23 protein-coding genes are annotated in these 25,601 nt (G+C 44.5%); 15 read left to right on the top strand and 8 right to left on the bottom strand.

Annotated features, from left to right (window positions below):
• Positions 1 to 38: 38 nt before the first annotated feature.
• The 10 genes from A3739_RS20255 to ggt all read left to right on the top strand — a co-directional run bounded on the left by A3739_RS20255 (position 39) and on the right by ggt (position 12,309).
• Positions 39 to 2,039 (top strand): methyl-accepting chemotaxis protein, encoded by a 2,001-nt coding sequence (locus tag A3739_RS20255; RefSeq protein ID WP_156502719.1) that lies wholly within the window; start codon positions 39 to 41, stop codon positions 2,037 to 2,039.
• A gap of 120 nt (positions 2,040 to 2,159) precedes the next feature.
• Positions 2,160 to 2,792, top strand: a complete 633-nt coding sequence (locus tag A3739_RS20260) for a type II secretion system protein N (protein ID WP_068479646.1) — start codon at positions 2,160 to 2,162, stop codon at positions 2,790 to 2,792.
• Entirely contained in the window at positions 2,789 to 3,490 is a 702-nt protein-coding gene (locus A3739_RS20265; RefSeq protein WP_068502572.1) for a transglutaminase-like cysteine peptidase, read from the top strand. Before A3739_RS20260 ends, A3739_RS20265 begins: the two co-directional genes overlap by 4 nt.
• Before the next feature lie 72 nt (positions 3,491 to 3,562).
• Positions 3,563 to 3,940, top strand: coding sequence for a MerR family DNA-binding transcriptional regulator (locus A3739_RS20270; protein ID WP_068479644.1), 378 nt, complete (start codon positions 3,563 to 3,565; stop codon positions 3,938 to 3,940).
• A 57-nt stretch (positions 3,941 to 3,997) separates the two neighbouring features.
• Positions 3,998 to 5,170 carry an isovaleryl-CoA dehydrogenase gene (locus tag A3739_RS20275; protein ID WP_369819815.1) on the top strand — a complete coding sequence of 391 codons (1,173 nt, stop codon included), beginning with the start codon at positions 3,998 to 4,000 and terminating at the stop codon, positions 5,168 to 5,170.
• A 12-nt stretch (positions 5,171 to 5,182) separates the two neighbouring features.
• The gene (locus tag A3739_RS20280; RefSeq protein ID WP_068479642.1) at positions 5,183 to 6,787 is read left to right on the top strand and encodes a carboxyl transferase domain-containing protein; all 1,605 of its coding nucleotides are present in this window, start codon (positions 5,183 to 5,185) and stop codon (positions 6,785 to 6,787) included.
• Positions 6,788 to 6,813: 26 nt separating this feature from the next.
• On the top strand, positions 6,814 to 7,614 hold the full coding sequence (locus A3739_RS20285; protein WP_068479640.1) for an enoyl-CoA hydratase-related protein: 801 nt from the start codon (positions 6,814 to 6,816) through the stop codon (positions 7,612 to 7,614).
• 3 nt (positions 7,615 to 7,617) lie between these two features.
• On the top strand, positions 7,618 to 8,514 hold the full coding sequence (locus A3739_RS20290; RefSeq protein WP_068479638.1) for a hydroxymethylglutaryl-CoA lyase: 897 nt from the start codon (positions 7,618 to 7,620) through the stop codon (positions 8,512 to 8,514).
• Positions 8,515 to 8,552: 38 nt separating this feature from the next.
• On the top strand, positions 8,553 to 10,547 hold the full coding sequence (locus tag A3739_RS20295; RefSeq protein WP_068479636.1) for an acetoacetate--CoA ligase: 1,995 nt from the start codon (positions 8,553 to 8,555) through the stop codon (positions 10,545 to 10,547).
• A 10-nt stretch (positions 10,548 to 10,557) separates the two neighbouring features.
• Positions 10,558 to 12,309: a gamma-glutamyltransferase gene (gene ggt, locus A3739_RS20300; protein WP_068502576.1), complete on the top strand. Its 1,752-nt coding sequence runs from the start codon at positions 10,558 to 10,560 to the stop codon at positions 12,307 to 12,309.
• Between the two features lie 4 nt (positions 12,310 to 12,313).
• Here ggt and A3739_RS20305 read toward each other — a convergent pair whose 3' ends face one another.
• Complete coding sequence (locus A3739_RS20305) at positions 12,314 to 12,919, bottom strand: pseudouridine synthase (protein WP_068479632.1); 606 nt, start codon at positions 12,917 to 12,919, stop codon at positions 12,314 to 12,316.
• Positions 12,903 to 14,999 carry an AarF/UbiB family protein gene (locus A3739_RS20310; protein ID WP_068479630.1) on the bottom strand — a complete coding sequence of 699 codons (2,097 nt, stop codon included), beginning with the start codon at positions 14,997 to 14,999 and terminating at the stop codon, positions 12,903 to 12,905. Before A3739_RS20310 ends, A3739_RS20305 begins: the two co-directional genes overlap by 17 nt.
• A gap of 122 nt (positions 15,000 to 15,121) precedes the next feature.
• Between A3739_RS20310 and A3739_RS20315 the strand changes: the two genes are divergently transcribed.
• Together A3739_RS20315 and A3739_RS20320 are read left to right on the top strand one after the other, a co-directional pair.
• The gene (locus A3739_RS20315; protein WP_068479628.1) at positions 15,122 to 16,300 is read left to right on the top strand and encodes a cation:proton antiporter; all 1,179 of its coding nucleotides are present in this window, start codon (positions 15,122 to 15,124) and stop codon (positions 16,298 to 16,300) included.
• 3 nt (positions 16,301 to 16,303) lie between these two features.
• Positions 16,304 to 16,696, top strand: a complete 393-nt coding sequence (locus tag A3739_RS20320; RefSeq protein WP_197472465.1) for a YchJ family protein — start codon at positions 16,304 to 16,306, stop codon at positions 16,694 to 16,696.
• Positions 16,697 to 16,721: 25 nt separating this feature from the next.
• Here the strand turns inward: A3739_RS20320 and sohB are convergent, their stop codons facing one another.
• On the bottom strand, positions 16,722 to 17,768 hold the full coding sequence (gene sohB / locus A3739_RS20325; RefSeq protein WP_068479739.1) for a protease SohB: 1,047 nt from the start codon (positions 17,766 to 17,768) through the stop codon (positions 16,722 to 16,724).
• 278 nt (positions 17,769 to 18,046) lie between these two features.
• Here sohB and A3739_RS20330 point away from each other — a divergent pair, with 278 nt between their 5' ends.
• A complete protein-coding gene (locus A3739_RS20330) occupies positions 18,047 to 18,358 on the top strand; it encodes an SCP2 sterol-binding domain-containing protein (RefSeq protein ID WP_068479737.1) in 312 nt (103 codons plus the stop codon).
• 67 nt (positions 18,359 to 18,425) lie between these two features.
• On the opposite strand, the gene A3739_RS20335 is transcribed toward A3739_RS20330, so the two are convergent.
• From A3739_RS20335 to A3739_RS20350, 4 genes are all read right to left on the bottom strand, one after another.
• A complete protein-coding gene (locus A3739_RS20335) occupies positions 18,426 to 20,117 on the bottom strand; it encodes a hypothetical protein (protein WP_068479626.1) in 1,692 nt (563 codons plus the stop codon).
• A gap of 155 nt (positions 20,118 to 20,272) precedes the next feature.
• Complete coding sequence (gene dnaQ, locus A3739_RS20340; RefSeq protein ID WP_068502579.1) at positions 20,273 to 20,968, bottom strand: DNA polymerase III subunit epsilon; 696 nt, start codon at positions 20,966 to 20,968, stop codon at positions 20,273 to 20,275.
• An 8-nt stretch (positions 20,969 to 20,976) separates the two neighbouring features.
• A complete protein-coding gene (rnhA, locus tag A3739_RS20345) occupies positions 20,977 to 21,426 on the bottom strand; it encodes a ribonuclease HI (RefSeq protein WP_068479624.1) in 450 nt (149 codons plus the stop codon).
• A gap of 27 nt (positions 21,427 to 21,453) precedes the next feature.
• Entirely contained in the window at positions 21,454 to 22,245 is a 792-nt protein-coding gene (locus A3739_RS20350; protein ID WP_082869227.1) for a class I SAM-dependent methyltransferase, read from the bottom strand.
• 100 nt (positions 22,246 to 22,345) lie between these two features.
• On the opposite strand from A3739_RS20350, the gene gloB reads away from it, so the two are divergent.
• Together gloB and A3739_RS20360 are read left to right on the top strand one after the other, a co-directional pair.
• Positions 22,346 to 23,125: a hydroxyacylglutathione hydrolase gene (gene gloB / locus A3739_RS20355; RefSeq protein ID WP_068479622.1), complete on the top strand. Its 780-nt coding sequence runs from the start codon at positions 22,346 to 22,348 to the stop codon at positions 23,123 to 23,125.
• A gap of 38 nt (positions 23,126 to 23,163) precedes the next feature.
• Complete coding sequence (locus A3739_RS20360; protein WP_068502582.1) at positions 23,164 to 24,900, top strand: LysM peptidoglycan-binding domain-containing protein; 1,737 nt, start codon at positions 23,164 to 23,166, stop codon at positions 24,898 to 24,900.
• 4 nt (positions 24,901 to 24,904) lie between these two features.
• On the opposite strand, the gene A3739_RS20365 is transcribed toward A3739_RS20360, so the two are convergent.
• A partial coding sequence (locus tag A3739_RS20365; RefSeq protein WP_231877116.1) for a hypothetical protein occupies positions 24,905 to 25,601 on the bottom strand: 697 nt, incomplete at its 5' end.

The following is a 25,601-nucleotide window of genomic DNA, read 5'->3' on the forward strand; positions in this document are numbered from 1 at the left end:
TTACCAAGTACATCAAGTTAGAAAAAACAGGAGTTTTCTTGAATAGCCTAATGTCCCCTGCGATTGCATTAATGAATCGCCTTAGCTACACACAAAAGTTCGCGTTAATCAGTATTCTATGGATACTGCCGATTGCCGCACTTGGATGGATTCTTCTTTCTCAGCTTCAGGATCAAATTAGCGACTCTAAAAACAAGTTAGGGGGCGCAGGTATATACTTTTCGCTACTGTCGTATGAACACAACTTTCAGCGTCAGATTGACTTTGAGTCATTAAATCGACAGCGTCAAAATATGGCGTTCGCAAATCAATCTCGGCGAAGCAATAATTTAAATAACGATCTATTGGAAAACATCTCAGAAGATTTGAGTGTGCTAAACCCAGAGATCGTTGAAGCTTTGAAAGCGGCGCAATCTGATGTCATTAATACTCCTCAAGACCTTGATATTGCCAGCCAGCGAAACTCGTATAAGAAGCTAGAAAGCTCTGTTCAGCAATTGGCTCTAGACGTTGCCCAATCGACCCATTTGGCTTTAGACGAAGATCCGTTGATCCAGTCATACTTTCAAATCGCTTCAACCTTAAACAACTCTCTATCACCACTACTTGCGCAGGTCAGAACCTATGGCGTTTATTCGTTATACGATGGCAACCTTAGCTATCTCGCAAGCGATGAGCTCAATCGTCAATACGAAGCTCTACTGTTAGCCCAAGACAAGTTGAACGCACTGCTTGAGCAAGAAGGCAATATAAACCCCGAACTCAAGCAAGCGCTCAGCAGTATCAGTTCAAACATCAACAAGCTAAATACCACCATCGATGAAGACCTAATGAATGCGGTGCGTTTATCGCTAGACTGGCAGCTGTTCAGTAATGAGATCGATGAAACCTACGTACAGCTCGAGAATTTAAATGAGATTGCGGCGACTGAATTAAGCGATATTCTTAAAGCACGCATTCAAGAACAGCAATCTTATTTGGTTTACCTGTTCAGCACTATTTTTGTCGTATTGATCGTAATTGCTTATCTGTACACGGGCTTTTCGATGTCTGTGAAGCGCGCGATTGAATCTTTCTCGGTAGCTGCCAAACGCGTTGCTTCAGGCGATCTCACCGTCAAAATGGAAAAGCAATCGTCAGACGAACTTGGCGCGCTCACGTACTCCTTTAACGATATGACCATGCAAGTCAAACAGCTCATTGAAACAGCTCGCTTCATGATTAATGGCTTATCGACTGACGCAAACAAGCTCAACGACATTGCAACGGAAACACGCGACACTTTCCACAAACAAAAAGCTGAAACCGATGAAATCTCAAATGCGATGACCCAAATGGTTGCAGCAGTTGGTGAAGTCGCTCAAAACACGGCTCAAACCTCTGAAGCGGCGCAACAAGCTGAGGCACGTGCACAAACTGGACAATCGATCGTTCAAGCAACCGTTACAGCTATTGATCGCCTAGCGAACGAAATAAAACTTTCTGTCGACCACATCCACAAGGTATCGGACGACAGTAAAGAAATTACGAATGCATTGGTCGAGATTAAAGCCATTGCAGAGCAAACCAATCTTCTCGCTTTGAATGCCGCGATCGAAGCTGCTCGAGCTGGAGAACAAGGACGCGGCTTTGCCGTGGTAGCTGACGAGGTACGAACCTTGTCACAGCGCACTCAAAAGTCGACCGAAGATATCGATTTAATGGTAGACAAACTCCACAAAGGTGTTGGTCTTGCTGTCAACTCAATGACCAAGAGCCACCAAACGACTGATGAAACGGTTTCACACAGCGCTGAAGTCAGCGCGGCCCTCGAACAAATCGTAAACAGCGTAGGAAGCATTGTTGCGATGAGCCAGCAAATTGCAGGCGCCGCCGAAGAGCAGTCAATGATGACCGAGCACATTCAAAACAGCGCTCAACAAATATCTCAACTTGGAGCTCAGTCTCAAACAAATGCTGACGAATCTCTGACAGCAAGTGATCAACTTATGTCTAGCACGCAGAACCTTGAAGCCTTAATCAACAACTTCAAAATTTAACGCACCACTCACTCTCTGGCGCACCTTTATGATAAGTTTATAAATCGTGCGTCAAACTATTTGTATGACGGCACCGTTTAATAACAATTACATTATGAATCGTCGCGGATTTTAGTAAACATGCTCGCTAAACAATTTCCATGGATCATCGCACTTTTATTACTAGCGGGTTCGGTCGCGGCAACTGCATACCAGTTATACCCATTTTATTTAGATGAAACCTCGAAGAAAGAGCAGCAGGCTTCAAACATTCCAAAACAAGCGATCACACCAGAGCGAACACCCAAAAGAAATATCGCAAAATTTGAGCTTTTTGGGGACTTTTCTGCGCCTGCAGCCCAAATAACAAAACAAGAAAATCTTCCAAAAACCCGTCTTCGTTTAACTTTAACAGGGGTGTCAGCAAGCAACGATCCTAAGCGAGCCAAAGCACTTGTCGAAGGGCCAGATCGCACAACTTTGAATTACGCAATTGGTGATCAACTTCCAGGCAATGCGACTTTGCATGCCGTATACAGAGACCGAATTGTGCTTGATCGCGCAGGTTCACTCGAAACGCTCGAATTTCCTAAGCTGAGCTCCAGCAACTTCGTTGCCAGTACAACTCCTGAGCCGGAACCAATACCCACAATCACAACTCCACCAGTAGACGTAACCAACATCAACACGATGAGAAACAACCTCTCTGCCGCTGACAAAAAAAGTATTAAAGACAAGCTATCCGCACTAAGGGCCAAACTAAAACAGCCATGATGGCATTTCGCTTTAATTCTTTAACGCAATACCTCTACATTGCGTTAGCCGCAATGCTCATCACACCTGCAATGACGTCGTTTGCTGTGGAATTTAAAAATCAATTGTTAGAGGTCGTAGAGCAACGATTTGGCAGTGATGCCGCACAACGCCTTGTCGATTGGCAAAGTATGGCTTGGGACCTTAAACAGTCGTACACACAAGATGTCGAGCTAGCACAGCTAAAACAAGTTAACGATTTCTTCAACCAAGCGGCGTTTATAGACGATATCGAACTATGGGGAGACACCGACTACTGGGCGACCCCTGTAGAGTTACTAGCTAAAAATGCCGGAGACTGTGAAGACTACGCGATCGCTAAGTTCTTTACTTTGCTATTCGCGGGTGTTGACGAAAGCAAACTTCAAATCTCTTATGTAAAGGCTCTAGAGCTTAATCAAGCGCACATGGTATTGGCATACTACCCAACACCAAACTCAGAGCCACTCATACTCGACAACATCAATAAGAATATCTTACCGGCCTCTCAGCGCACGGATTTAGAACCCGTTTATGGTTTCAATGGGCTTGGCGTCTGGTTAAACCGCTTTAGTCGTAGTAATGCGAAACGTGTCGGTGATCCAAGTATTATGGATAATTGGTCCGACATGCTTCGCCGTCAAGGCATTCTCATGCTGCGAAGAGAATCAAATAAGTAAATTACAGCTTGACGTTTACGTTAACGTAACTATACCCTCTTATCCTTTCTTAGTTATACAAATGAGCGCTACATGCCTAGCTATTCAATTTCAGAGTTATCGCACGAGTTCGATATCACTACACGCACAATGCGATTCTATGAATCTGAAGGGCTATTAAGTCCAAAACGTGATGGTCAAACGCGTATATACGCAGAAGCTGACCGGGTTCGTCTAAAGCTCATTTTACGCGGTAAACGCTTAGGTCTTTCGCTCGCCGAATCAAAAGAGCTGATCGATATGTATAAACCTCGCGGCAATAACGAAGCACAGTTAATCAAGCTACTCGAAAAAATACGCGAGAGAAAAAACATATTGGCGCAACAGCTTTTAGATATCCAAGCAATGGAAAACGAATTAAATGGCGCCGAAGAGCGCTGCCAAGAAGCACTAAACGCTTTAAGCAAATAAATATAATTACTTTTCAGGCGTTGTTGCCTGAGGATCAAAGCATTACAGGAGTCACTCATGGGCATTGCATCAATGCAACAACTTAATTTCAACCTTGGCGAAACCTGCGACATGCTACGCGACCAAGTTGCGGCGTTTACTCGCGATAAAATCAGCCCTATCGCCAGCCTTGTTGATTCAGAAAACGAATTTCCAAACGAAATGTGGCCCAAGTTTGGTGAACTTGGTTTATTAGGAATGACCATACCAGAGGAATTTGGTGGCAGCGGTCTGGGTTACATGGCGCACGTTGTTGCAATGGAAGAGATCAGCCGTGGTAGCGCCTCTATCGGCCTGAGTTACGGTGCCCACTCGAATTTATGCATTAACCAAATACACCGAAACGGTAATGACGAGCAACGCCGCAAATATCTACCCAAGCTCTGTTCAGGAGAGCATATCGGCGCTTTAGCAATGAGCGAACCGAACGCGGGAAGCGATGTCGTTAGCATGAAGCTGCGCGCTGAATATAAGGGCGACCACTACGTCCTTAACGGTAGCAAAATGTGGATTACGAACGGGCCAGATGCGAACACCTACGTCATCTACGCCAAAACCGACCCTCAATTAAATGCTCATGGCATCACAGCGTTCATTGTTGAGAGAGATTGGAAGGGTTTCTCTCGTTCACCAAAGCTCGACAAGCTTGGAATGCGCGGTTCGAACACTTGTGAGTTGGTATTTGAGAACGTTGAAGTGCCCGTCGAGAACGTATTAGGAGGTGAAAACAAGGGTGTAAAAGTCCTTATGAGCGGGCTAGATTACGAACGAATTGTTCTTAGTGGCGGGCCAACCGGCATCATGCAAGCCTGCATGGACAACGTTGTGCCGTACATCCACGAGCGTAAGCAATTTGGTCAATCGATTGGTGAGTTTCAATTGATCCAAGGCAAAGTCGCCGACATGTACACATCTCTCAACGCGTCACGAGCTTACTTATATACCGTCGCTCAAGCAGCTGATCGAGGGGAAACAACAAGAAAAGATGCCGCTGGCGTTATTCTTTATTGCGCCGAAGCTGCAACAAAAATGGCCTTAGATGCCATCCAGATATTAGGCGGCAACGGCTACATCAACGAATACGACACCGGGCGTTTGTTGCGTGACGCGAAACTGTACGAGATCGGTGCTGGCACATCAGAAGTGCGCCGGATGTTAATTGGTCGTGAACTGTTCAACGAAACGCGCTAAACGGAGCAAGCTATGCCAGTCATCAAATCAAAAGTGACCGTAGGCAGTGCGGAGTTTAATTCGCGACGCGACACAATGGATGCCTTAGTCGACGACCTACGTGAAAAACTGTCTGCTAACGCATCAACCCCGCATAATATCGCAGAGCGTCATCGAGCTAAAGGTAAATTGCTGCCTCGCGAGCGACTCGCTCATCTACTCGATCCTGGTACACCGTTTTTAGAGTTGAGCGCTTTAGCGGCGCATGAAGTTTACGACGAAGATATCCCTGCTGCTGGCGCTATCTGTGGTATCGGCATAATCAATAACACCGAATGTATGGTCGTGGTAAACGACTCGACCATCAAGGGAGGAACATATTACCCTCTATCAGTTAAAAAGCACCTTCGCGCACTTACCATTGCGGAAGAGAATAGACTGCCATGCGTATACCTGGTTGATTCAGGTGGAGCAAATCTACCGAACCAGGACGAGGTGTTTCCTGATGAAGACGATTTTGGTAATATTTTTTACCGCCAAGCAAATATGTCAGCCAAAGGCATTCCTCAAATAGCTGTCGTACTCGGCTTGTGCACAGCTGGTGGCGCGTACGTTCCCGCTATGGCTGATGAAAGCATTATGGTTCGTGAGCACAGTACAATATTTCTGGCCGGCCCTCCGTTAGTGAAAGCCGCTACAGGGGAAGAAGTAAGTGCCGAATCCTTGGGTGGTGCAGATGTTCACTGCAAAGTAAGCGGTGTTGCGGATCATTACGCTGATAGCGAAGAACATGCGCTGCAGATTGCCAGAGATTGCGTTGCACACCTTAATTGGAAAAAAGCAAATCCCATTGAACGTAAGACACCCGCTAAACCTATCTACGACTCTAGTGAACTGAATGGCACTGTACCGAGCGACTTGAAAACCCCTTATGACGTGCGTGAAGTCATTGCAAGAATTGTCGACAACTCAAACTTCCAAGAATTTAAGCAGTATTTTGGCGACACGCTCGTATGCGGATTCGCGCATATTGACGGTTTTCCGGTTGGTATCGTCGCAAATAATGGCATTCTGTTTTCTGAGTCTGCGCAAAAAGGCGCTCACTTTATTGAGCTTTGCTCGCAACGAAAAATCCCTTTGGTTTTTCTACAAAATATCACCGGATTCATGGTCGGCAAGTCGTTTGAAGAAGGCGGCATTGCCAAGCACGGCGCAAAGATGGTGATGGCCGTCGCCTGCGCGAAAGTCCCTAAGTTTACAGTCATTATTGGCGGCAGTTTTGGCGCTGGTAATTATGGAATGTGCGGTCGAGCCTATCACCCTCGGTTTTTGTGGATGTGGCCTAACGCGCGCATTTCAGTGATGGGCGGCGAACAAGCAGCAGGTGTGCTTGCTCAAGTAAAGCGCGATAGCATGGCAAAGCGCGGTGAATCTTGGTCTGACGATGATGAGGCGAAACTGAAACAACCTATTATTGATCAATTTGAAAGGCAATCTCACCCCTATTATGCAACAGCTAGGTTATGGGATGATGGCATTATTGAACCCGCGCAAACGCGTGAGGTCCTTGCCATGGCACTATCGGCAAGCATGAATAAAGACATTCAAGACACGCAATTTGGCGTCTTCCGAATGTAAGTTTTTACGAGCATTAGAGTAATACAATGTCAGAGCAATCTGTAATCTTGAAAATAGAGAACCATACGGCGCGTCTCGTGCTTAATCGTCCGGATAAGCATAATGCTTTTGGCGATGAAACAATTGCTTCTTTACTTACTAAGCTTACCGAAGTTGAGCAAAACCCTTCTGTGCGAGTACTCTGCCTGAGTGCAACAGGAAAGAGCTTTAGTGCTGGCGCTGACCTGTCATGGATGAAACGTATGGCCTCACTGGATTACCAGCAAAATCTTGAAGACGCCAAGCAACTCGCATTGTTGATGGAGACGCTTAACACCTTGTCCGTCCCAACCATCGTTAAAATTCAAGGCGCCGCGTTCGGTGGTGCTCTTGGCCTGATTAGTTGCTGTGACATTGCCATCGCGTCTGATAATGCTAAGTTTTGCTTGAGCGAAGTAAAACTAGGTTTAAGCCCTGCAACAATTAGCCCGTATGTCCTCAAAGCGATGGGAGCAAGACGATGCCGTCGCCTATTTCTTACCGCCGAGTTATTTGATGCTCAGCAAGCTGAAAAATGGGGCTTGGTGCATGAAGTCGTAAAGCAAGGTCAACTTGATGACGCGGTCGACAAGGTGCTCCGACAGATTATCAGCAACGGCCCTAAGGCAAGCATCGCAACTAAGAAATTAATAAGGCAAGTTTCCGAATCAGACTTAAACCAAGATAAACAGCATGCGACGGCAGAAATCATTGCCTCACTGCGTGTATCGGAAGAAGGACAAGAAGGCTTAAGTGCATTCTTCGAAAAACGCGCTCCGAGCTGGGTTGATAAGGATTTTGGAGAGTAAGGTATGAGTGGTTTTGTACGCGTCGTAGAAGTTGGGCCTAGAGACGGGCTTCAAAATGAAAAAGCAATTGTCCCACTTGAGGCTAAAGTTTCACTTGTAAATGAGCTTTCCGCAGCTGGTGTCAGTTATATCGAAGCTGGGAGCTTTGTTTCGCCAAAATGGGTGCCACAAATGTCGAATAGCGACGCATTGTTTGAAATGATTGATCGCAACGCCAACACACGCTACGCCGCACTTACACCAAATCTTCGTGGTTACGAAGCAGCTAAAATCTGTGGCGCGGAAGAGGTTGCTGTTTTCGCAGCTGCTTCGGAAGCCTTCAGTCAGCGCAATATCAATTGCTCTATCGATGAAAGTATCCAACGATTTGAAGAGCTCGCTAAGCAGGCTAATTCAGATGGCGTTCCTATAAGAGGATACGTGAGCTGTGTCTTTGCTTGTCCGTATGGCGGTAAAGTAGACCCTCGTAAGGTAATTGAAACGACGCGTAAGCTATTTGATTTAGGGTGTTATGAGGTATCACTCGGTGACACCATCGGGGTTGGTACGGCTTATGACACCAAACAACTGCTCTCATTGATGTCGTCTGAATTTGATACAAGCAAATTGGCCCTCCACCTTCACGATACATATGGTCAAGCCCTAGCTAGCGTTTATGCTGGACTAGAGGCTGGAATACGTTGCTTTGATGCTTCTGTTGCGGGTCTAGGCGGCTGCCCTTATGCAAAGGGTGCAACAGGCAATTTAGCGACAGAAGATTTGGTGTACCTTCTTCACAGCGGCGGGTTTGAAACTGGTATTAATTTAGAGAAATTAGCGAGCGCCGGTAACAAAATATCAGACGTTCTCGGTCGCGAGAATCAATCTAGTGTTGGAAAAGCGCTATTCAAAAGTTGTTAAGGCCCTATTCCATCAGATAACAAAAACAAGGATTTCACATGTCACATGCGCCTTTATGGGCCCCGACACAGGATCAAATTGATCAGGCTAACATTACCAAATTTGGCACATGGCTCGGCGCGCAACACGGGATTTATCTTGATAACTACGAAGCGATTTATAATTGGTCGATCGCTCATCCAGACTTGTTCTGGTCAGCTATTTGGGAATACTACGATGTAATAGGGAGTCGTAGCGCTCAGATTGTAAGCGAGATCACGCAGATGCCCGGCGCAAGGTGGTTCCCCCAAACTAGGCTTAATTTCGCTGAAAATATGATGCGTTATGCCAAAACGAGCTCTCACCTTACAGCAATAACAGTCTTTAATGAGCTTGGTAAACAATGCTCTTATACATACAAAGAACTTCAAGATGCAGTTGCTGCCCTCGCCTCCACATTCAAAGACAATGGCATACAGAAAGGTGATCGCATTGCTGCGATTACAACCAATAGTGAGCACGCAATTATTGGGATGCTAGCATGTGCCTCTCTAGGCGCAGTTTGGTCATCCTGCTCGCCTGATTTCGGTGAAAGCGGAATACTAGACCGCTTTAGTCAGATTGAACCCAAACTGTTGATTACATGCACTGGGTATATATATGCTGGAAAAGTACTTTCTCTTGCCGACAAGATTAGTTCTGTCGTTGACAGCCTACCCTCACTTCAAGCAGTCATTAGTTTTAACCCTATTGATCGCGACACATCCCATATCCTGACACTCAATACTGCTAAGCACTTAGATTGGATTAATGCGATTAAGAGTAACGACAAGATCAAACTTCATTTTGAAGAAGTCGATTTTAACGACCCGCTTTATATCCTTTATTCATCAGGCACAACTGGAAAGCCTAAATGCATTGTTCATGGAGTGGGCGGAACCTTACTTCAACACATCAAGGAGCTGTCCTTACACAGTGACGTTGTTGAAGGGACAAAACTATTTTATTTCACTACCTGCGGCTGGATGATGTGGAATTGGTATATCAGCGGTTTGGCCCTAGGAGCAAGTTTGGTGGTCTATGATGGGTCGCCTTTTCACCCTGAAAAAGACAGCTTGTTTTCGCTAGCAAAAGCAGAAGACATCGAAGTATTCGGAGCAAGCGCAAAATACTTTGCCGCGGCTGAAAAATTTGGCCTAAAACCAAACAAAGATCACCCGTTTACAAGCCTAAAGGCCATACTATCGACCGGCTCGCCTTTGGTCCCAGAGAGCTTTGATTACCTATATGCGCATGTTGCTCCTCATGCACGTGTATCAAGCATATCAGGTGGTACAGATATCGTTTCTTGCTTCGCTCTCGGTGTTCCAACGCTTCCAGTCTATCGAGGAGAACTACAAGCTCCTGGACTTGGAATGGATATCGCGTTTGTTGACGAATCAGGTGTAGAACTTGAGTCAGGCAAAGGTGAATTAATTTGTCGCACAAGCTTTCCGTCCATGCCTATTTATTTTTGGGCAGACGAATCAGGTCAACGCTACAAACGCGCCTATTTCGACAGCTTCGAAAACACCTGGGCGCACGGAGATTTTGGTGAACAATCCTTACATGTGTTGTCTGATGGCTCGGTGCAAAAAGGGATAATGATTCACGGCCGCTCAGATGCCGTTCTAAACCCAAACGGCGTAAGAATTGGGACAGCAGAGATATATCGCCAAGTCGAACAAATTGATGAGGTATTTGAATCACTTGCTATCGGGCAAAAATGGGACGAAGACGAACGCATTATCTTGTTCGTAGTCCTCATGCCCGAAGTACGATTTAGCGAAGATCTCAGTCTTCGCATTAAGCAACAGATACGTAACAATACCTCACCGAGACACGTACCATCAAAAATCATTGCAGTCAGTGAAATTCCCCGTACACGCAGTGGCAAAATTGTTGAACTTGCCGTGCGTTCAGTCGTACATGGTGAAGAAGTTAAAAACACTGAAGCAATCGCAAATCCGGCAGCCTTAGATTTGTTTAAAGATATTCCTGAACTCCAAGAGTGATAGGCATCATATGAAAGCAACCTTGTTACTACTTATCAGCCTAACAGCTAGTTTTGTCCATGCTGCACAGCAAAGTGAGTTTGTGGAACCCGAATCGAGCACTGATTTATCTCAATCAAACAACCCATACAGTGATTTGCAAAAGGTTGCACAGAACGATACTCAGATGGTGGTCACGGCTCATCCGCTGGCTTCTAAGGCGGGCGCGGAGATACTAAATCAAGGTGGAAATGCCATTGATGCGATGGTTACAATACAAGCTGTTTTAGGCTTGGTTGAGCCGCAATCTTCAGGGTTAGGCGGCGGAGTTTTTACGCTTTTCTATAAGTCAGACAATCAAACCTTGGTTGCTTATGACGGACGTGAAACCGCACCATTAGACGCAGAAAAAGATTTATTCCTCAATAAAGATCAAACCCAAATGGGTTTTTTCGATGCAGTTGTGGGAGGCAGATCTGTTGGCACTCCCGGAACAGTTGCAACGCTATGGCACATGCATCAAAAAGATGGAAGCCTACCGTGGGCTAGACTCTTAGAGCCTGCAATTAGTATCGCAAAGGAAGGTTTTATCGTCAGCAACAGAATGGCGCAGTCGGTGCAGCGAGACCAAGATCGCTTATCAACTCACCCAAGCACAGCGGCTTATTTTTTACCCGAAGGAGAGCCGCTTTCAGCAGGAACCAAATTAGTAAACCCTGAGTACGCAGAGACGCTAACCACACTCGCACAACGCGGCGGAGAGTATTTCTATCATAAAGACTTCGCAGTCGACATCGTTAACGCGGTTCAAAGCGCGAATAACCCAGGCTTACTTAGTATCGAAGATTTTAAACAATACAAAGTCATTGAACGTGTACCTGTTTGTCACACATTTATAGAACATCGTGTTTGCGGCATGGGAGCACCTAGCAGCGGTGCGATCACAGTAGGCCAGATTCTAATGACAAGCGAAGCCGCTGGTTTAATCGATTACCCGCCAGAGTCGCCTCAAGCATGGCATGTCATCGCAGAGTCAACGCGCCTAGCATTCGCCGATCGCGCTTTGTACATCGCAGACCCAGCTTACTTCGATGTACCCAGCTCATTATTAAATGAAGAATATATTTCGGAACGAGCGTCACAGGTCAATACATCGAAGAAAAGTCCAACGCTGACAGCAGGCTCTCCTTTCAGTGACAAGATCGCGCTAAGTACGGGAATAAATGTAGATCAACCATCTACCACGCATTTCGTGGTGGTCGACAAGTCAGGCAACATCATAAGCAGCACAAGCACCATTGAAAATGCTTTTGGCTCTCGAGTGATGGTCAAAGGATTTCTTTTAAATAACGAACTCACCGACTTTTCTTTCAAATTTGAGAACGATAAAGGCCTCATCGCCAATCATGTAGAAGCTGGTAAGAGACCGCGTTCATCGATGGCACCAACTATCGTATTCAAAGGTGATACACCAGTTCTAGCCATCGGCTCTCCAGGTGGATCAAGAATCATAAACTACGTAGCAAACTCACTTATACGGCTCTTAGCGTGGGGACAGCCTTTAATCGAAGCGATCAACGCACCTCATATCAGCAACCGTTATGGCGACATGGATATTGAAAAAGATGCTTGGTCCGATGAGGACATTTCCGCCCTTAAAAACTTGGGGTACAAAGTAAATCAAAGAGATCTGAATTCGGGTCTACACGCTGTACAAATTAGAAAAGACTTGCTCAAAGGCGCAGCAGATAAGCGTCGCGAAGGTAGCGCGAACGCACGATAACGGATTATAAGAAATCCGGCTCATCAATAATCTCGTGCTTAACACCATGCAGTTCGAAACTTAGTGAGCGAGAATGTAAGTAGCAACGGTCTGCGTCTTCACCACCATAGCGCTTATCGCCAAGTATTGGACTGCCCAGCGACTTACACATCACTCGAAGTTGGTGCGTTTTCCCAGTCTCTGGCCACAAGTAAAACAGCCAATTATCGTGATGCTTATGTGCCTTAAATCTCGTTACTGCGGGGTTTTCGAAGGTCCTCACCAATTTGTAGCTACCGCCACGTGCCTTTGTCATATCACCTGACACGAGACCTTGCTTTTTCTTTGGTTTTTTTGGGCTTAGGGCGAGGTATTCTTTCTTGATCGTTTTGTTCTGAAACAAAACAGAAATATCTCTATTTACTTGTGGCCCCTTAGCAAACAACATTAAGCCGCTTGTAACACGATCTAAGCGATGGACTGGGTAAAGTTGATCGTCATTAAAGTGAGATCGCACTGATTCAACAAAGCCAATTTGAGTCTCGCCGTTATCATCTAACTCAGTGTGGAAACATACGTTCGCAGGTTTTGAAAGCGCAATAAAATCCGCGCTTTCAGTGATCACTTTCATTCGGACCACGCACTGCTTCTTGAGATTCGGTAGGAGTTGAATTAAGCGGCACTAATTCCATCGAAACCTTAGGAATACGAACTGGTATTTCTTTGAATCGATTCCATGCATAGGAAGACACATCTTCGACGATATTTAATATTCCATACTTGAGTGGCACAGTTGCGAAACCAGTTAGCAAGTCCTTGGCTACCATTACTTTCTTTTCTTGCGCATAGAGATTGGCGTAACTTGCTACCAAAGCCGAAATTGATCTTGTTAAATGCAAGTAGTCACTCTGAATGGTCATGCCTAACTGATACGTATTAGACAAGAGCTGCAGCGCTGCGCTAACACGCATATTCAAACCATCAGCTCCTTCGTGCATAAACTGCCTAACATTCCAAATCTCAATTGGCTGTATGCCTTTCTTAGACATCGTTTCGAGCAAGGCTTTATGAATATCTGCACGCTGAGATTCATGTTTTGCAGGATTAGTACTCATTGCGATCAGCGTATCGGTTAATGCATCAACATCGCCACACAAAGCGGACGTTAAGTAGGAATAAACGTACCCCCACTTTCCGCGCATTTGAACACTATTACCCCAATCGATTAAATATAGATGTGCACGCTCATCTACGAGCACATTTCCAGGGTGTAGATCACCATGTATCTCTTGATATAAGGCAAACTGTTCTACAACGGTATAAATAAAATTGTGTGCGACGCGCCGTCTGAACTGCGACACATCTCCTTCATGCGATTGCCCCCATGATTCCAAGACCTGAGAAATCGGACTCACCTCAGACACATACTCCATTTCTATCACGCGTCCGCTCGCGCCATAGACCTTTGGCACCGACCAATAATCAGAACCAAGTGCTCGTTCGTAAAAACGTCTTTGTGTTTCAGCTTCTAAAGAGAAATCTAACTCTTGCTCAAAACCACGCGTGAACTCTTTAATTTGTTCTGCCATTGATTTCAAAAAAGGCTTAAGTTTTGAGTGAGGAGCCCAATACTGACTACTAATCAACATTAATTCGATTGCCAACGAACCCATCGCAAATTCGCGTTCAAGATTATGACGCGCAACTTTCACGACAATAGGTACCAGTACTGTTGATGTTTCTAACTCTGAATTCGTATTTTCAACGGCTTTCTTGGCCAAAAACACGGAACCAATTGACCCACTTTTTAGAGGCTTTGATGCATCAAATTCGTAGTACATGCTCTCTGGCGGCTGACCAAAATCTTCAAAAAACACTTTTCTCACTTGTTCGACTGACATCGGCTCAACATCTTGCTGGAACACCGCAAGTTCGCGTGAAATTTCTTCGGGCAGAAAATCAGCACTGGCCGCAGCAACTTGTGCCATTTTGATAAACAAGGGACCGAATTCACTTACCATCTTCGAAACGATTTGCGCTTGGGCATGGAAGTCTTTAGGGTCGGTTTCCAAGAAAGGTTTTATGTAACGGATTGCTTGAATTTGACGCTTTAAGATCTGAATATCGCCGCGCAATACTTGTAGCTTACGTACAATTTCATTAAAACCGTCACGATTGATTTTTCTCAAGTGCTTGATGGTATTGATCGCCTCTACCAAAAGCGGCTCGTAGACGCGGATAATTGCGCGGGTGATCTCTAGATTTAGCTCAAAAATCCCTTGCAGCTCTGGACTCTCAATCAGTTCTTGAAAGAACAACCAAAACTCTTCTATAACTACTTCGGGAATCTCTACAGGGCTGCGAGAGATAGACTGCGAAACCAAGTATTTGATGAGTCTCTCTGTACTTTCTTCATTTGGGATGAAACTACTTTTACGAAGATATGCGGTTACATCCTTTGAGTAATTGGAAACTGGATGTGCATAGAGTCCATCAAACAGACCATCTAATGTCTCAGCTAACTGAGAACGACTTACATCTTCATCTGATATAACTAGTTTTAAAACCGGAGAAAACAAGGTAGGCAAAGCCAAACTGCTCGTGGCGATGCTTCCCGAACGCTTGAGAAACGACCAAGTTGAGTTACTTATGCTCTTAAGCGAATCGGTCAACGCAGAGAGCTCGTTCGTATCGTTGTCATAATCCTTCATAACACTACCAATATATCGTCATTCTCATTTAGTCGAGCGAGAGTCTTTACAAGCCATAAGGCTTTCTCGAAAATAGATCACAGAAACGGGCCAAGAATCATAACACAAGGACAGCATGCTTCATGCCTGAAACGTCGATAGTTCATTCATTCTTCTTAATTTTTACTGGCGCAGCTATCGTTGCATCGTTCGCTCTGTATGCGCGACAGCCACTCATACTCGCCTATATCATTATTGGTGCAATCGTTGGGCCATTCGGCTTGGACTATGTGTCAGACGCTCGAATGCTTAGCGAAATAGCCGAGATTGGTATTATCTTTTTGTTGTTTTTACTTGGCTTAGACATGCAGCCTAAAAGCTTAGGCGCAATGTTTGGCAAGGCAAGTTTCGTTGCAATTGTTTCATCGGTCGCATTCGCGGGGCTCGGATATATTGTTTCAATCCAATTCGGTTTCACTCAACTAGAAGCGCTCATCATCGGTGCGTGCATGGTGTTCTCAAGCACCATCATAGGGATTAAATTACTACCTACCACAGTTCTTCATCACCGACATACTGGCGAGCTCGTTGTCGCTCTGTTGCTTATTCAAGACTTAATTGCAATTCTAGTGCTGCTATTAATCGGAAGTTTTACATCTAGTGAAGATGCCGACTTTGAAATCCTAGAACTAGGTACGACACTATTGATGCTGCCTTTCGTTGCACTAGCGTGCTACTTGATCGTTCGCTTTATCATTCTTCCTCTATTCACTAAATTCGATCGTTTTCATGAGTACATGTTCCTGCTATCGATTGGTTGGTGCTTAGGGGTCGCAGAAGCTTCGGAAAAACTTGGCCTTTCTCTCGAAATCGGCGCGTTCATCGCCGGCATCAGTCTCGCGACCAGTCCAATATCACAATACATAGCCGTCAACTTAAAACCATTACGTGATTTTTTCTTAGTACTTTTCTTCTTCTCACTTGGCGCAAACTTCAACCACGCACTCCTCGAAAGTATCTGGATTCCAACACTTATCTTGGGCATTGTGATGATTGCGTTCAAACCCTGGTGTTTCAGCTTCTTACTTCAAAAAACCGGAGAACTAAAAGAGGGAGCTACTGAAGTTGGTGTGCGCCTTGGACAGATAAGCGAGTTCTCACTGATGATTGCGTTTTTGGCGTTTAGTCAGCAGCTCATTAGCAACGAAGCTTCGCACTTAATTCAGGCTACCGCTATTTTGACGTTTATTATCAATAGCTACATGGTCATCTTTCGCTATCCTAGCCCGATTGCGGTCAGCGATAAGTTACGGAGAGACTGACAAGTGGCAAAATCAATTAATCCATCGTGCCCATGCGGAAGCGATTGCTCCTACGAGCAATGTTGTGGCGCGATACATTCAGGCCGACGAGAAGCACAAACAGCAGAACAACTTATGCGTTCACGTTACTCTGCGTTTGTAAAAAATGACCTCGATTACTTAGTGCATAGCTGGCACCCAAGTCATCGCCCCAATGATTTAAAGCTTGAAGAAACGAATTGGATCGGTTTAAAGATCATAGAAACTCGCCTAGGACAGAAAGATGATGAAGAGGGCTGGGTTCACTTTGTAGCGCGTTATAAAGTAAACGGAAAGGCCGAAAAAATTGTAGAAAACAGTCACTTCTCGCGCATAGATGGCAGGTGGGTTTACGTAGAAGCCCAATCGAATGATTAGGCTCTAATATAAATGCTTACGCGTGTTATGCGCGCATACCTTTAGTACTCTCTTGTTCAGACACAAACTTAAGAAAAGCGCGCTCGACACCGCTCGCCACAGCAAAACCGAGCTTGTCCGCCAAGGTCTTTTTCTCTTTAAACGCAATACTATAAACATCTGCGTTTTGACAGCACTGCACAACATACTCGTCCGATGTCATTACTTCATCGATCAACTTATTTTCTAGCGCTTGTGAGCCGAACCAAATATCCCCATTCGCCACAACATCAATATCTACTTGTGGACGACGATCATTCACATAACTCTTGAACAAACCATGCGTATCTTCCAAATCATCTTGGAACTTAGCACGACCCTTGTCTGTATTTTCACCAAACATCGTGAGCGTTCGCTTGTATTCACCTGCCGTCAAAATCTCATAATCAATATCATTCTTCTTGAGAAGCTTATGGAAGTTCGGTAGCTGCGCGACGACACCAATCGAGCCGACAATAGCAAAGGGAGAAGCGATAATCTTATCGGCGACACAGGCCATCATATAACCACCGCTAGCGGCAACTTTATCGACTGCAACAGTCAATCGAAGCCCAGCCTTTTTAACACGGTCTAATTGAGCAGCAGCTAGACCATAAGAATGAACCATACCGCCACCGCTTTCTAACTTAATAACTACTTCGTCTAGCTGAGGATCTGCCACTTGAAGAAGCGTAGTTATTGACTCACGTAAAGTTGTGACATCACTGGCTTTGATGTCGCCATCAAAATCTAGTACAAAGACGCGAGGTTTCGGCTTTTCAGGCGACTTGTTGCGCGACTTCTTTTCTTCCTTAACGAGTTTCTTTTCATCCTTCTCACGTTGCTTTAAGACTTCCTTCGATAGAAGCTCCTCTTCCAGAAGAGCCTTATTTTCCGCCAGCTCATCATTCAGCTTAGTTACTCTAAGTTCGGCCTTTTTATCTCTCTTTCCTTTTGACGAAGCAGCTGCGACTGCAATGATTACAACAAGCAAAACTACCAAGACCGTAATTGCTTTAGCCAAGAAGATTCCGTACTCGCTTAAGAATTCCACTACCACCTCTTTTATCATTAAAATTTCATGCTATCGATATTAGGGTTTTTGCCAACTATTACAAGGTTTGGCGTGCTTGTAATTAAATCGAACGAGCGTTTGATTGCTAAGTGTTGACATGATTGTTCATACAACCTACTCTGCTGTCTCGTTTTTCGGTTTGTACTGGAAAACTGATGGGTGCTCGTTTCCTGAAATCTAATAATCAGGCACCTATAAGATTTAGTGAGCTAGATTTCTCTGGCTTATAATTAACAGATAAAATGAAGGGTATTCTCATGTCTGTAGCTTCAACTTTTGAAACGCTAAAAAACAACTTTAACGCTGATGCAGCAGCTGGCTTGGACTTAGTTTTCCAATTCAACATTGAAGACGATGCTAACTACAACCTTACAATTGCTGATGGCACTTGCGCACTAGCAGAAGGCGATCACGAAGATCCTTCAGTAACTTTGATCATGAGCACTGAAACACTTAACGGTATCGTAAGTGGCGAAACTGACGGCATGCAAGCATTCATGGCTGGTCAACTTCGTGCAGAAGGCGACATGATGCTAGCTACTAAGCTTGGCGAACTATTCAGCATGTAATTCCGCTGTTTAGTGCAATAAAAAAGGCGACTTCATGTCGCCTTTTTTATTGCTCAATTGCCGCACATCATGCGACTACGTCGTACCCGATAGATTTAAGACTATCTTCACTCAGTTTAAGCAGGTCATCATTCAATGAGCTACTTTTACCTAGAGAGTCAATGTAGTATTCGACAGACGATAAAGCGTCTGCCAAGGTTTCCAAAAGCTTTTCATCAGGCAGTGATTGTGAATCTAATAACTCTTGCTGAATGCACTTTTCACTAGCAGCAATCACACTCGCGACGCGCTCTCTACCGAGTAAAAGCATTCCGCCACGCGCTGAATCGAGTGCCTGCCCGATATTTGCTAAATGCAACTTATCACCAGCGGATTCGACATAAGCTGTAATAGAGCGTTTCGTCAACACCAAACTGCTTTGTGACTCCTCAACAACCATCATATTGGCTTCTTTCAAGAAGTGATTATCAGGATCCTTCTCAACTAGAACATGGTCAATATCACTTCCAGACTCTTTATATTTTGCCAAAGCAGCTTCAACGCCAATGATTGAGTCTGCCACTAACAGCAGATCATTCTCAACAATTGACTCTTCTGCTCCTATCCACGACTGAACAATGGCTGCTTTGTCCGTACAGTCAGCACTAAGTCTAGGCAGGTTCAAAACAATTAAAACACTCGACAGGCGAGTTAAGACCTCAGAGACCAAGTTGATATCTTCTTCATCAATACTAGATCCACGTTCAAAGAGATCGAGCTTTTCCTTAATTGTCATTAAGTCTTCACTGACAGCCTGAGATAAAGAATCTATAACTTGAGAGCCCGGCCCCATCAAACGCGATTTGGCATCTACACGCTCCTGTTCTGTATAACGTACAGCAAGATCAATCTGATCAAGAACTTGTTTAGCAGACAGATTATTTTGATCAACCACTGCATGTAGAAAAGCAATTTCACGCATCAGCTCTTGGTCTGGCGACTCATCTCGAGAATCTTCACCATTACTTACCATCAAACGAACGAGCTTCTCAATCTGCATAAATAGCCGCTTACGCTCATCCGTAAATTCAGTTTGATTATGTTCGAGGCTAGAAACGAGTTCTCGCGCATAGGCATATACTGGCGCCATCGCATAACCTACGCTGAGACGAGCAGCCCCCTCCAGAGAACGATCAATAAGCTTGAGAGCTACAGTTGTATCATTGGAACGCAAGATCGAAAGCAAACCAGTCTGGAACATGTGACGATAGCGATGAGCATGGTGGGAAAAGTCACCGAGAGGGGAAAATTTATCTAAAGCGATTACCGAAGCTAAATCAATCTGCTTAGTTGAATCAAACTCATGGAAATGTGATTCTAAAAATACAGATTTTTTTCGCTGCAACCTTAATTGATTAATTGTGTCGAGGAGTAACTCTGGAAAATCAATTTTCTCAGTTTGCAAGAACTCTGTGTAACGTTTCAGCACAAACACGGAATCACTGAGCTTCGATAATAATTCGTTTTTATCATCAGCAGCCCCAACCGGTACTTCAGTAGCTAGCTGGACCGCTTCGGCAGCAAGTGTCTCGGCACCTTGGAGCTCAACAACAACAAAAATACCGCGCAACTGATTTAATTGATCGATGCAATTTTGAAGGTCTTCACCGCTATCCCTATCATCAAGAAACCGAGAAAGACTCTGTTCTACCGCTTGTAAGGTGTTCTCTACTTCCTTATGTACAACGTCTAAAGTCGCGCTATTTATTTCATGCGACATAATGACACCACTCCAATCTTTGTGTTTGTAAACTTAGTATGGCACTAAGCCGGAACCTACTTTTAATCTATACCTTTAATTTATAGATCATTTTCGGCGCTTAACAAGCAAGGACTTGTGGAGAAAAGAAATTAATAAAAATAACTAAGCCATTATTACCAAAGAGTTTTTCCGGACGATTTTTGTAGCTTTTCCATGTATAGGTTATGCGCTTCAATTTCATCACTTTGAGCACTACATACCAATAATGATTGACCAGATGAACGATCCAGTCGTCGAATGTCTCCGACCTGTCCACCAGATGCACTATTTGCATCGAGTTCAAAAGCAGATTGCCCGCCACTCAGTAATAGATATAAGTCTGCAAGAATCTCGGCATCTAGTAACGCGCCGTGAAGTGTACGATGTCCATTATCTATCCCATAGCGCTTACAGAGAGCATCCAGATTGTTCTTTTGGCCAGGATGTTTTTCTCGCGCCATTGCCAAGGTATCAAGAACACCACAGTTACTTTCAATAACTTGACGTTTAGGATTGAGCAACGAGAATTCATGGTTAATAAAGCCAACGTCGAACGCTGCGTTATGAATGACAAGTTCCGAACCATCAACGAATGCGAAAAAATCATCGGCTATCTGAGCAAAACGAGGTTTGTCTTCTAAGAACTCATTGGTAATGCCGTGAACGGAAATCGCCTCTTCTTCGACAACGCGATCAGGGTTAATGTAAACATGGTAATGATTGCCAGTCAGCTTACGATCGATCAACTCAACGCAACCGATTTCAATAATGCGATGACCTTGTTTTGGGTCAATACCCGTGGTTTCGGTATCTAGAACTACCTGTCTCATTCTTACATCTACCCTTTGTTATTGAGTGCGTACTCAACACCTTTGTTCGCCAGTGCGTCTGCGATATCATTCTCGGTATGATTGCTGTGACCTTTTACCCAATGCCACTCAACTTCATGGCTTTGGCACATCGCATCTAGCGCTTTCCACAAATCAGCATTTTTTACGGCTTTCTTAGCAGAGGTCTTCCAATTGTTCTTTTTCCAACCGTGAATCCAAGTTTCAATACCATTCTTTACATACTGAGAGTCAGTAAAAAGACGCACTTTACTAGGCCTTTTTAATGCACGAAGCCCTTCAATGGCACCAGTTAACTCCATTTTATTGTTCGTAGTATCTAGCTCACCACCAAACAATTCTTTTCTGTGTGTACCGCTTATAAGCAGAGCTCCCCAGCCTCCGGGGCCTGGGTTACCCTTGCACGCACCGTCGGTATAAATATCTATTTCTGTACTCATGAATATTGATCTAGGCGGTAATAAAAACTATTTTTCCGAATCTCTCGATTGTCGATTCGCTACGGGCAATCCGATGACGTTGGGCTTTCGCGCCCATCGTCGGGAGGTATTAATCAAACCCAACTGCTGTTTGCGCGCCATAATAACGTAGTAAGCGCCCAATGGCACCTTGGCGTTGACGACACTCTCTATCCAAGCAAAGCGCTTAGCTAAACCAGGGCGATTAATGGTTGGGGCATAAAAGTGATATTTATGACTTTCAATTTTGAAGTCCAACAGCGTTAACCAATCAGCGACTCTATTGCCCGATAAAAAGCGATTCATCCAGATGCCAGATCGAGATCTATTGGCTAATTTAGCCAAACCCCACAAACTCAGTGGATTGAACCCAATTAAAACCAAAGTCCCGTTGGACTTTAAGATACGAGAGGTTTCGCGCAAAGTTTGATGAGGAGAAGGACTGAAATCCAAAGCGTGATGCATGATCACTAAGTCAGCACTGTCATGCGGCAATGCAATGTCTGTTGTCTGACAAACCAAGGTGTTGTTAGGCATTTCTACTTCATAGTTCGGAACGACATAAAACCGATGACCTAAGCCGCTCGCATTTCCAACAGGTATGCGGTGAGATACACACAATTCAGCCTGATGAACACCAACATTCCTTTCAATCAGGCCGTTTATACAACGCCGCTGGTCGGCCAGCAATTCACGTCCGGCGCTAGTTTGGAACCAGCCTTCTAATTGTTTTTGAACATACTGATAATGGGCAATTTTTTTCAAAGAATCGTCATCATCTGTTCTAACATCTATGGTCAAAACGCGTCCTCAATTCATGTATGAAGCTTAAGTATTGCTTGCAGCACAACTCAGTATACTATCGTAGCTTAAAGTAATCACAGAACTACGGCGGTTTAACATGGCTCATTGTACCATTTCAACGATTTCGGCATTTCGAGATAACTACATTTGGTGTATCCATGACGATTCGACAGCGGTTATTGTTGATCCTGGTGATGCAACGCCAGTACTAAGATTTTTAGAAGATAATAATTTGGATCTTGAAGCCGCACTTGTAACGCATCATCACCCCGACCATGTAGGAGGAATACAAACGCTTGGGACAAACTTCCCAAATCTCCGCGTTATAGGCAGTCCAGAATCACGCTTCGGTGGTATCAAGGAACAAGTCAGAGAAGGAGATTCGGTAATTGCCGGCGGAAACTCTTTCTCGGTTATTGACGTTCCGGGGCATACTCTTGATCACATAGCGTTCGTTCTGTCCAATGAAGAAAGTACGCATCTATTTTGTGGTGACACTTTGTTTTCAGCTGGGTGTGGCCGCTTATTCGAAGGCACCGCCAAACAAATGCACGACTCACTTAGAAAGCTGCAAAACCTTCCTGCCGAAACGCAAATTTATTGCGCCCATGAGTACACACTATCTAATTTAGATTTCGCGTTGTCGCTTATGCCGAATAATAAAGATCTTCAGGACTATCACAATCAATGCACCCTCAAACGTGAGAATAATGAGTCAACAATCCCGACAACGTTGTCCCAGGAATTAAAAATTAATCCTTTTTTAAGGGAATCTGATCCGGAGATCATCGATAATCTCCAAACACTCAACTATAAAGCGTTGTCAGAAGCAGAAGATCGCTTCGCGGCAATACGCCATGCAAAAGATAACGCTTAAGTTTTTTTCTTGATGTAACCAAGGTAGTTAGTTCACACATGTTCCGTTTGCTTTTTGTCGCTCTCATTTTTTTAAATGGCTGTAGTACTCTGAATACTGCGTCTAAAGCCAATATCAATAAAGATAGTGAGATCGCTACTATTGATGAAACCGAGCAAGTTTTTGTTCCTCCTCTAGAAACTATTCATATCACTTGGTTCGAAGATTATTTAGATGAAGTCGCTCTCAAACCTTTGATGTTCCCCCACGCGCCGAACGGTTGGCTCGTAGAGACGGAACATCAGCCATTGCCGGTTGAAGTGGTCGAAGCGATCGGCAGACCTACTGATTTGCTACAACGTATTCGAGACGGCCTAGAATTTGATTTGAGCGAAGATAATCATCGCATACGTGCACAGTTAAATTGGTATGTGAAGCACCCAGCTTACTTGGACCGCGTGTTTACGCGATCTGCACGTTACATGTACTACATCGTTGAACGATTAGAAGAAGAAAACCTTCCTTTGGAATTAGCCTTACTTCCTATTGTAGAAAGCGCATTTAACCCATTTGCCTACAGTCATGGGCGAGCGTCTGGGCTTTGGCAATTTATCCCAGGCACCGGGAAAATGTATGGCATGCATCAAAATTGGTGGTACGACGGACGCAGGGATGTAATTCTTTCGACAGAAGGTGCTATTAAATACTTGCGTTGGCTCAACAAACGTTTTGATGGTAATTGGATGCACGCACTCGCTTCCTATAACACTGGACCTGGGCGTGTTAGCAAATCAATCAAACGAAACAAAAAAGCGGGAAAGCCCACTGACTTTTGGTCATTAAAGCTACCAAAAGAAACGCGCGCTTACGTTCCTAAACTAATTGCGATGGCTAAAATTGTTGCCGATCCATCAAAGTATGGACTTGAGCTCAAACCCATCGCGAATCAAAAATACTTTAATGTGATCGCACTAGATTCGCAGATTGACCTTGCTCAAGCGGCTTCATTAGCTGAAATTGATATAGAGGAAATCTATCAACTCAATCCGGGATTAAACCAGTGGGCGACACCTCCTGCCGGCCCACACCGCCTTTTACTGCCTAGCAGTATTTCAAAATCATTCGAAGAGAAGCTATCGCAACTCCCCAAAAAACAGCGCTTAACTTGGGATAGCTATGTCGTGAAACGTGGCGACGCTCTGGGTACTATTGCTAAAAAATTCCACACGACCCCTTCATTGATTCGACAAGTAAACAATATTCGCGGCAATACTATTTACCAAGGCCAAAATTTACTAATCCCCGTGGCGTCGAAGAACAAGCATTTCTACAACATGAGTGAGCAAAACCGTATCAGCTCCGCGCAGACGAAAGTCAGGGGTAAGAACGGAGCCAGTAAGGTTTTCTATAAGGTGAAATCTGGAGATACCTTCTGGGATATAGCTCGCGCGCACAAAGTAGGCGTTCGCCAGCTAGCAAAATGGAATGCAATGGCACCTGGAGATGTTCTTCGTCCAGGTAAAACACTGCTAATTTGGTCGAATACAGCTGCACAAAAAGCCTCAGCAAAACCTGCTTCAACACGTTATCAGCCTTCGATAGCAAGCTCGTATGCCCCGAGAGATAAGCTCAAAAAACTCAGCTATCGCGTACGCAACGGTGACTCTTTATGGCGCATAGCCAATAGATACAAAGTCTCGATCAACGAGCTAAAAAAATGGAACAAGCTTGGCGGAAAAAAATATCTTCAGCCAGGCCAACGCATCACGGTCTATGTTGATATCACGCAAGGCTAAGTATTCAACTTTTCTTGCCAATTATGTTCAACGCTAGTTTTGACTGAACGTAGAGTTGGTTAAACCGCTCTACGTATGCCGTGTCGATTTCTCGCTTACTCTCATAAAGATCTGCATATAAAAAACCAATCGGTTTAAACTGCGACTTCAACACTGCAACCAAACAAGTCTCAACACCCGTTTTGAAAGCAAGCGCATCGAGTTTTTTATCACTGTCAGCATCGCCGACTTTAAAGATAAACGCTTTTTCGCTAACCATTGCTTGTTCGAATGAGGCGCTCTGCTCTATCTCTTGCGTCACCGACACATTGCTCGATATCTTTGAGATGCCATCACTTAACTTACACACATACCGATGAGTAGTTGTATTTTTAAGGAGCAATGCACAGCGTTCAAAGCCCGCGCCATAATAAACACCTCGCAGCAGCAAACGGAAAAAACCATTCATTTCAAATTCGTTTGCCAACAACATTTCGGTAAGCTTTTGACTTACATGCAGCTGTTTTTGCGCGTCAAAGTCATGATGCGTTTTTACTTGCTTTACCAAACCACTATCAGACTCGTTCGTATCATTCTGAAGAATAATCTGTGGATCAGAGTCAGCGTTTACATCATCTTCAGCAGACAGCCCACTTCCCTCAGAGCTTTGTTGTACAGCATCTACTTCGCTTGAATCGCTGTTATCTGACAAGCGGCGCTGC

It is taken from the genome of Oleiphilus sp. HI0067, assembly GCF_001635735.1.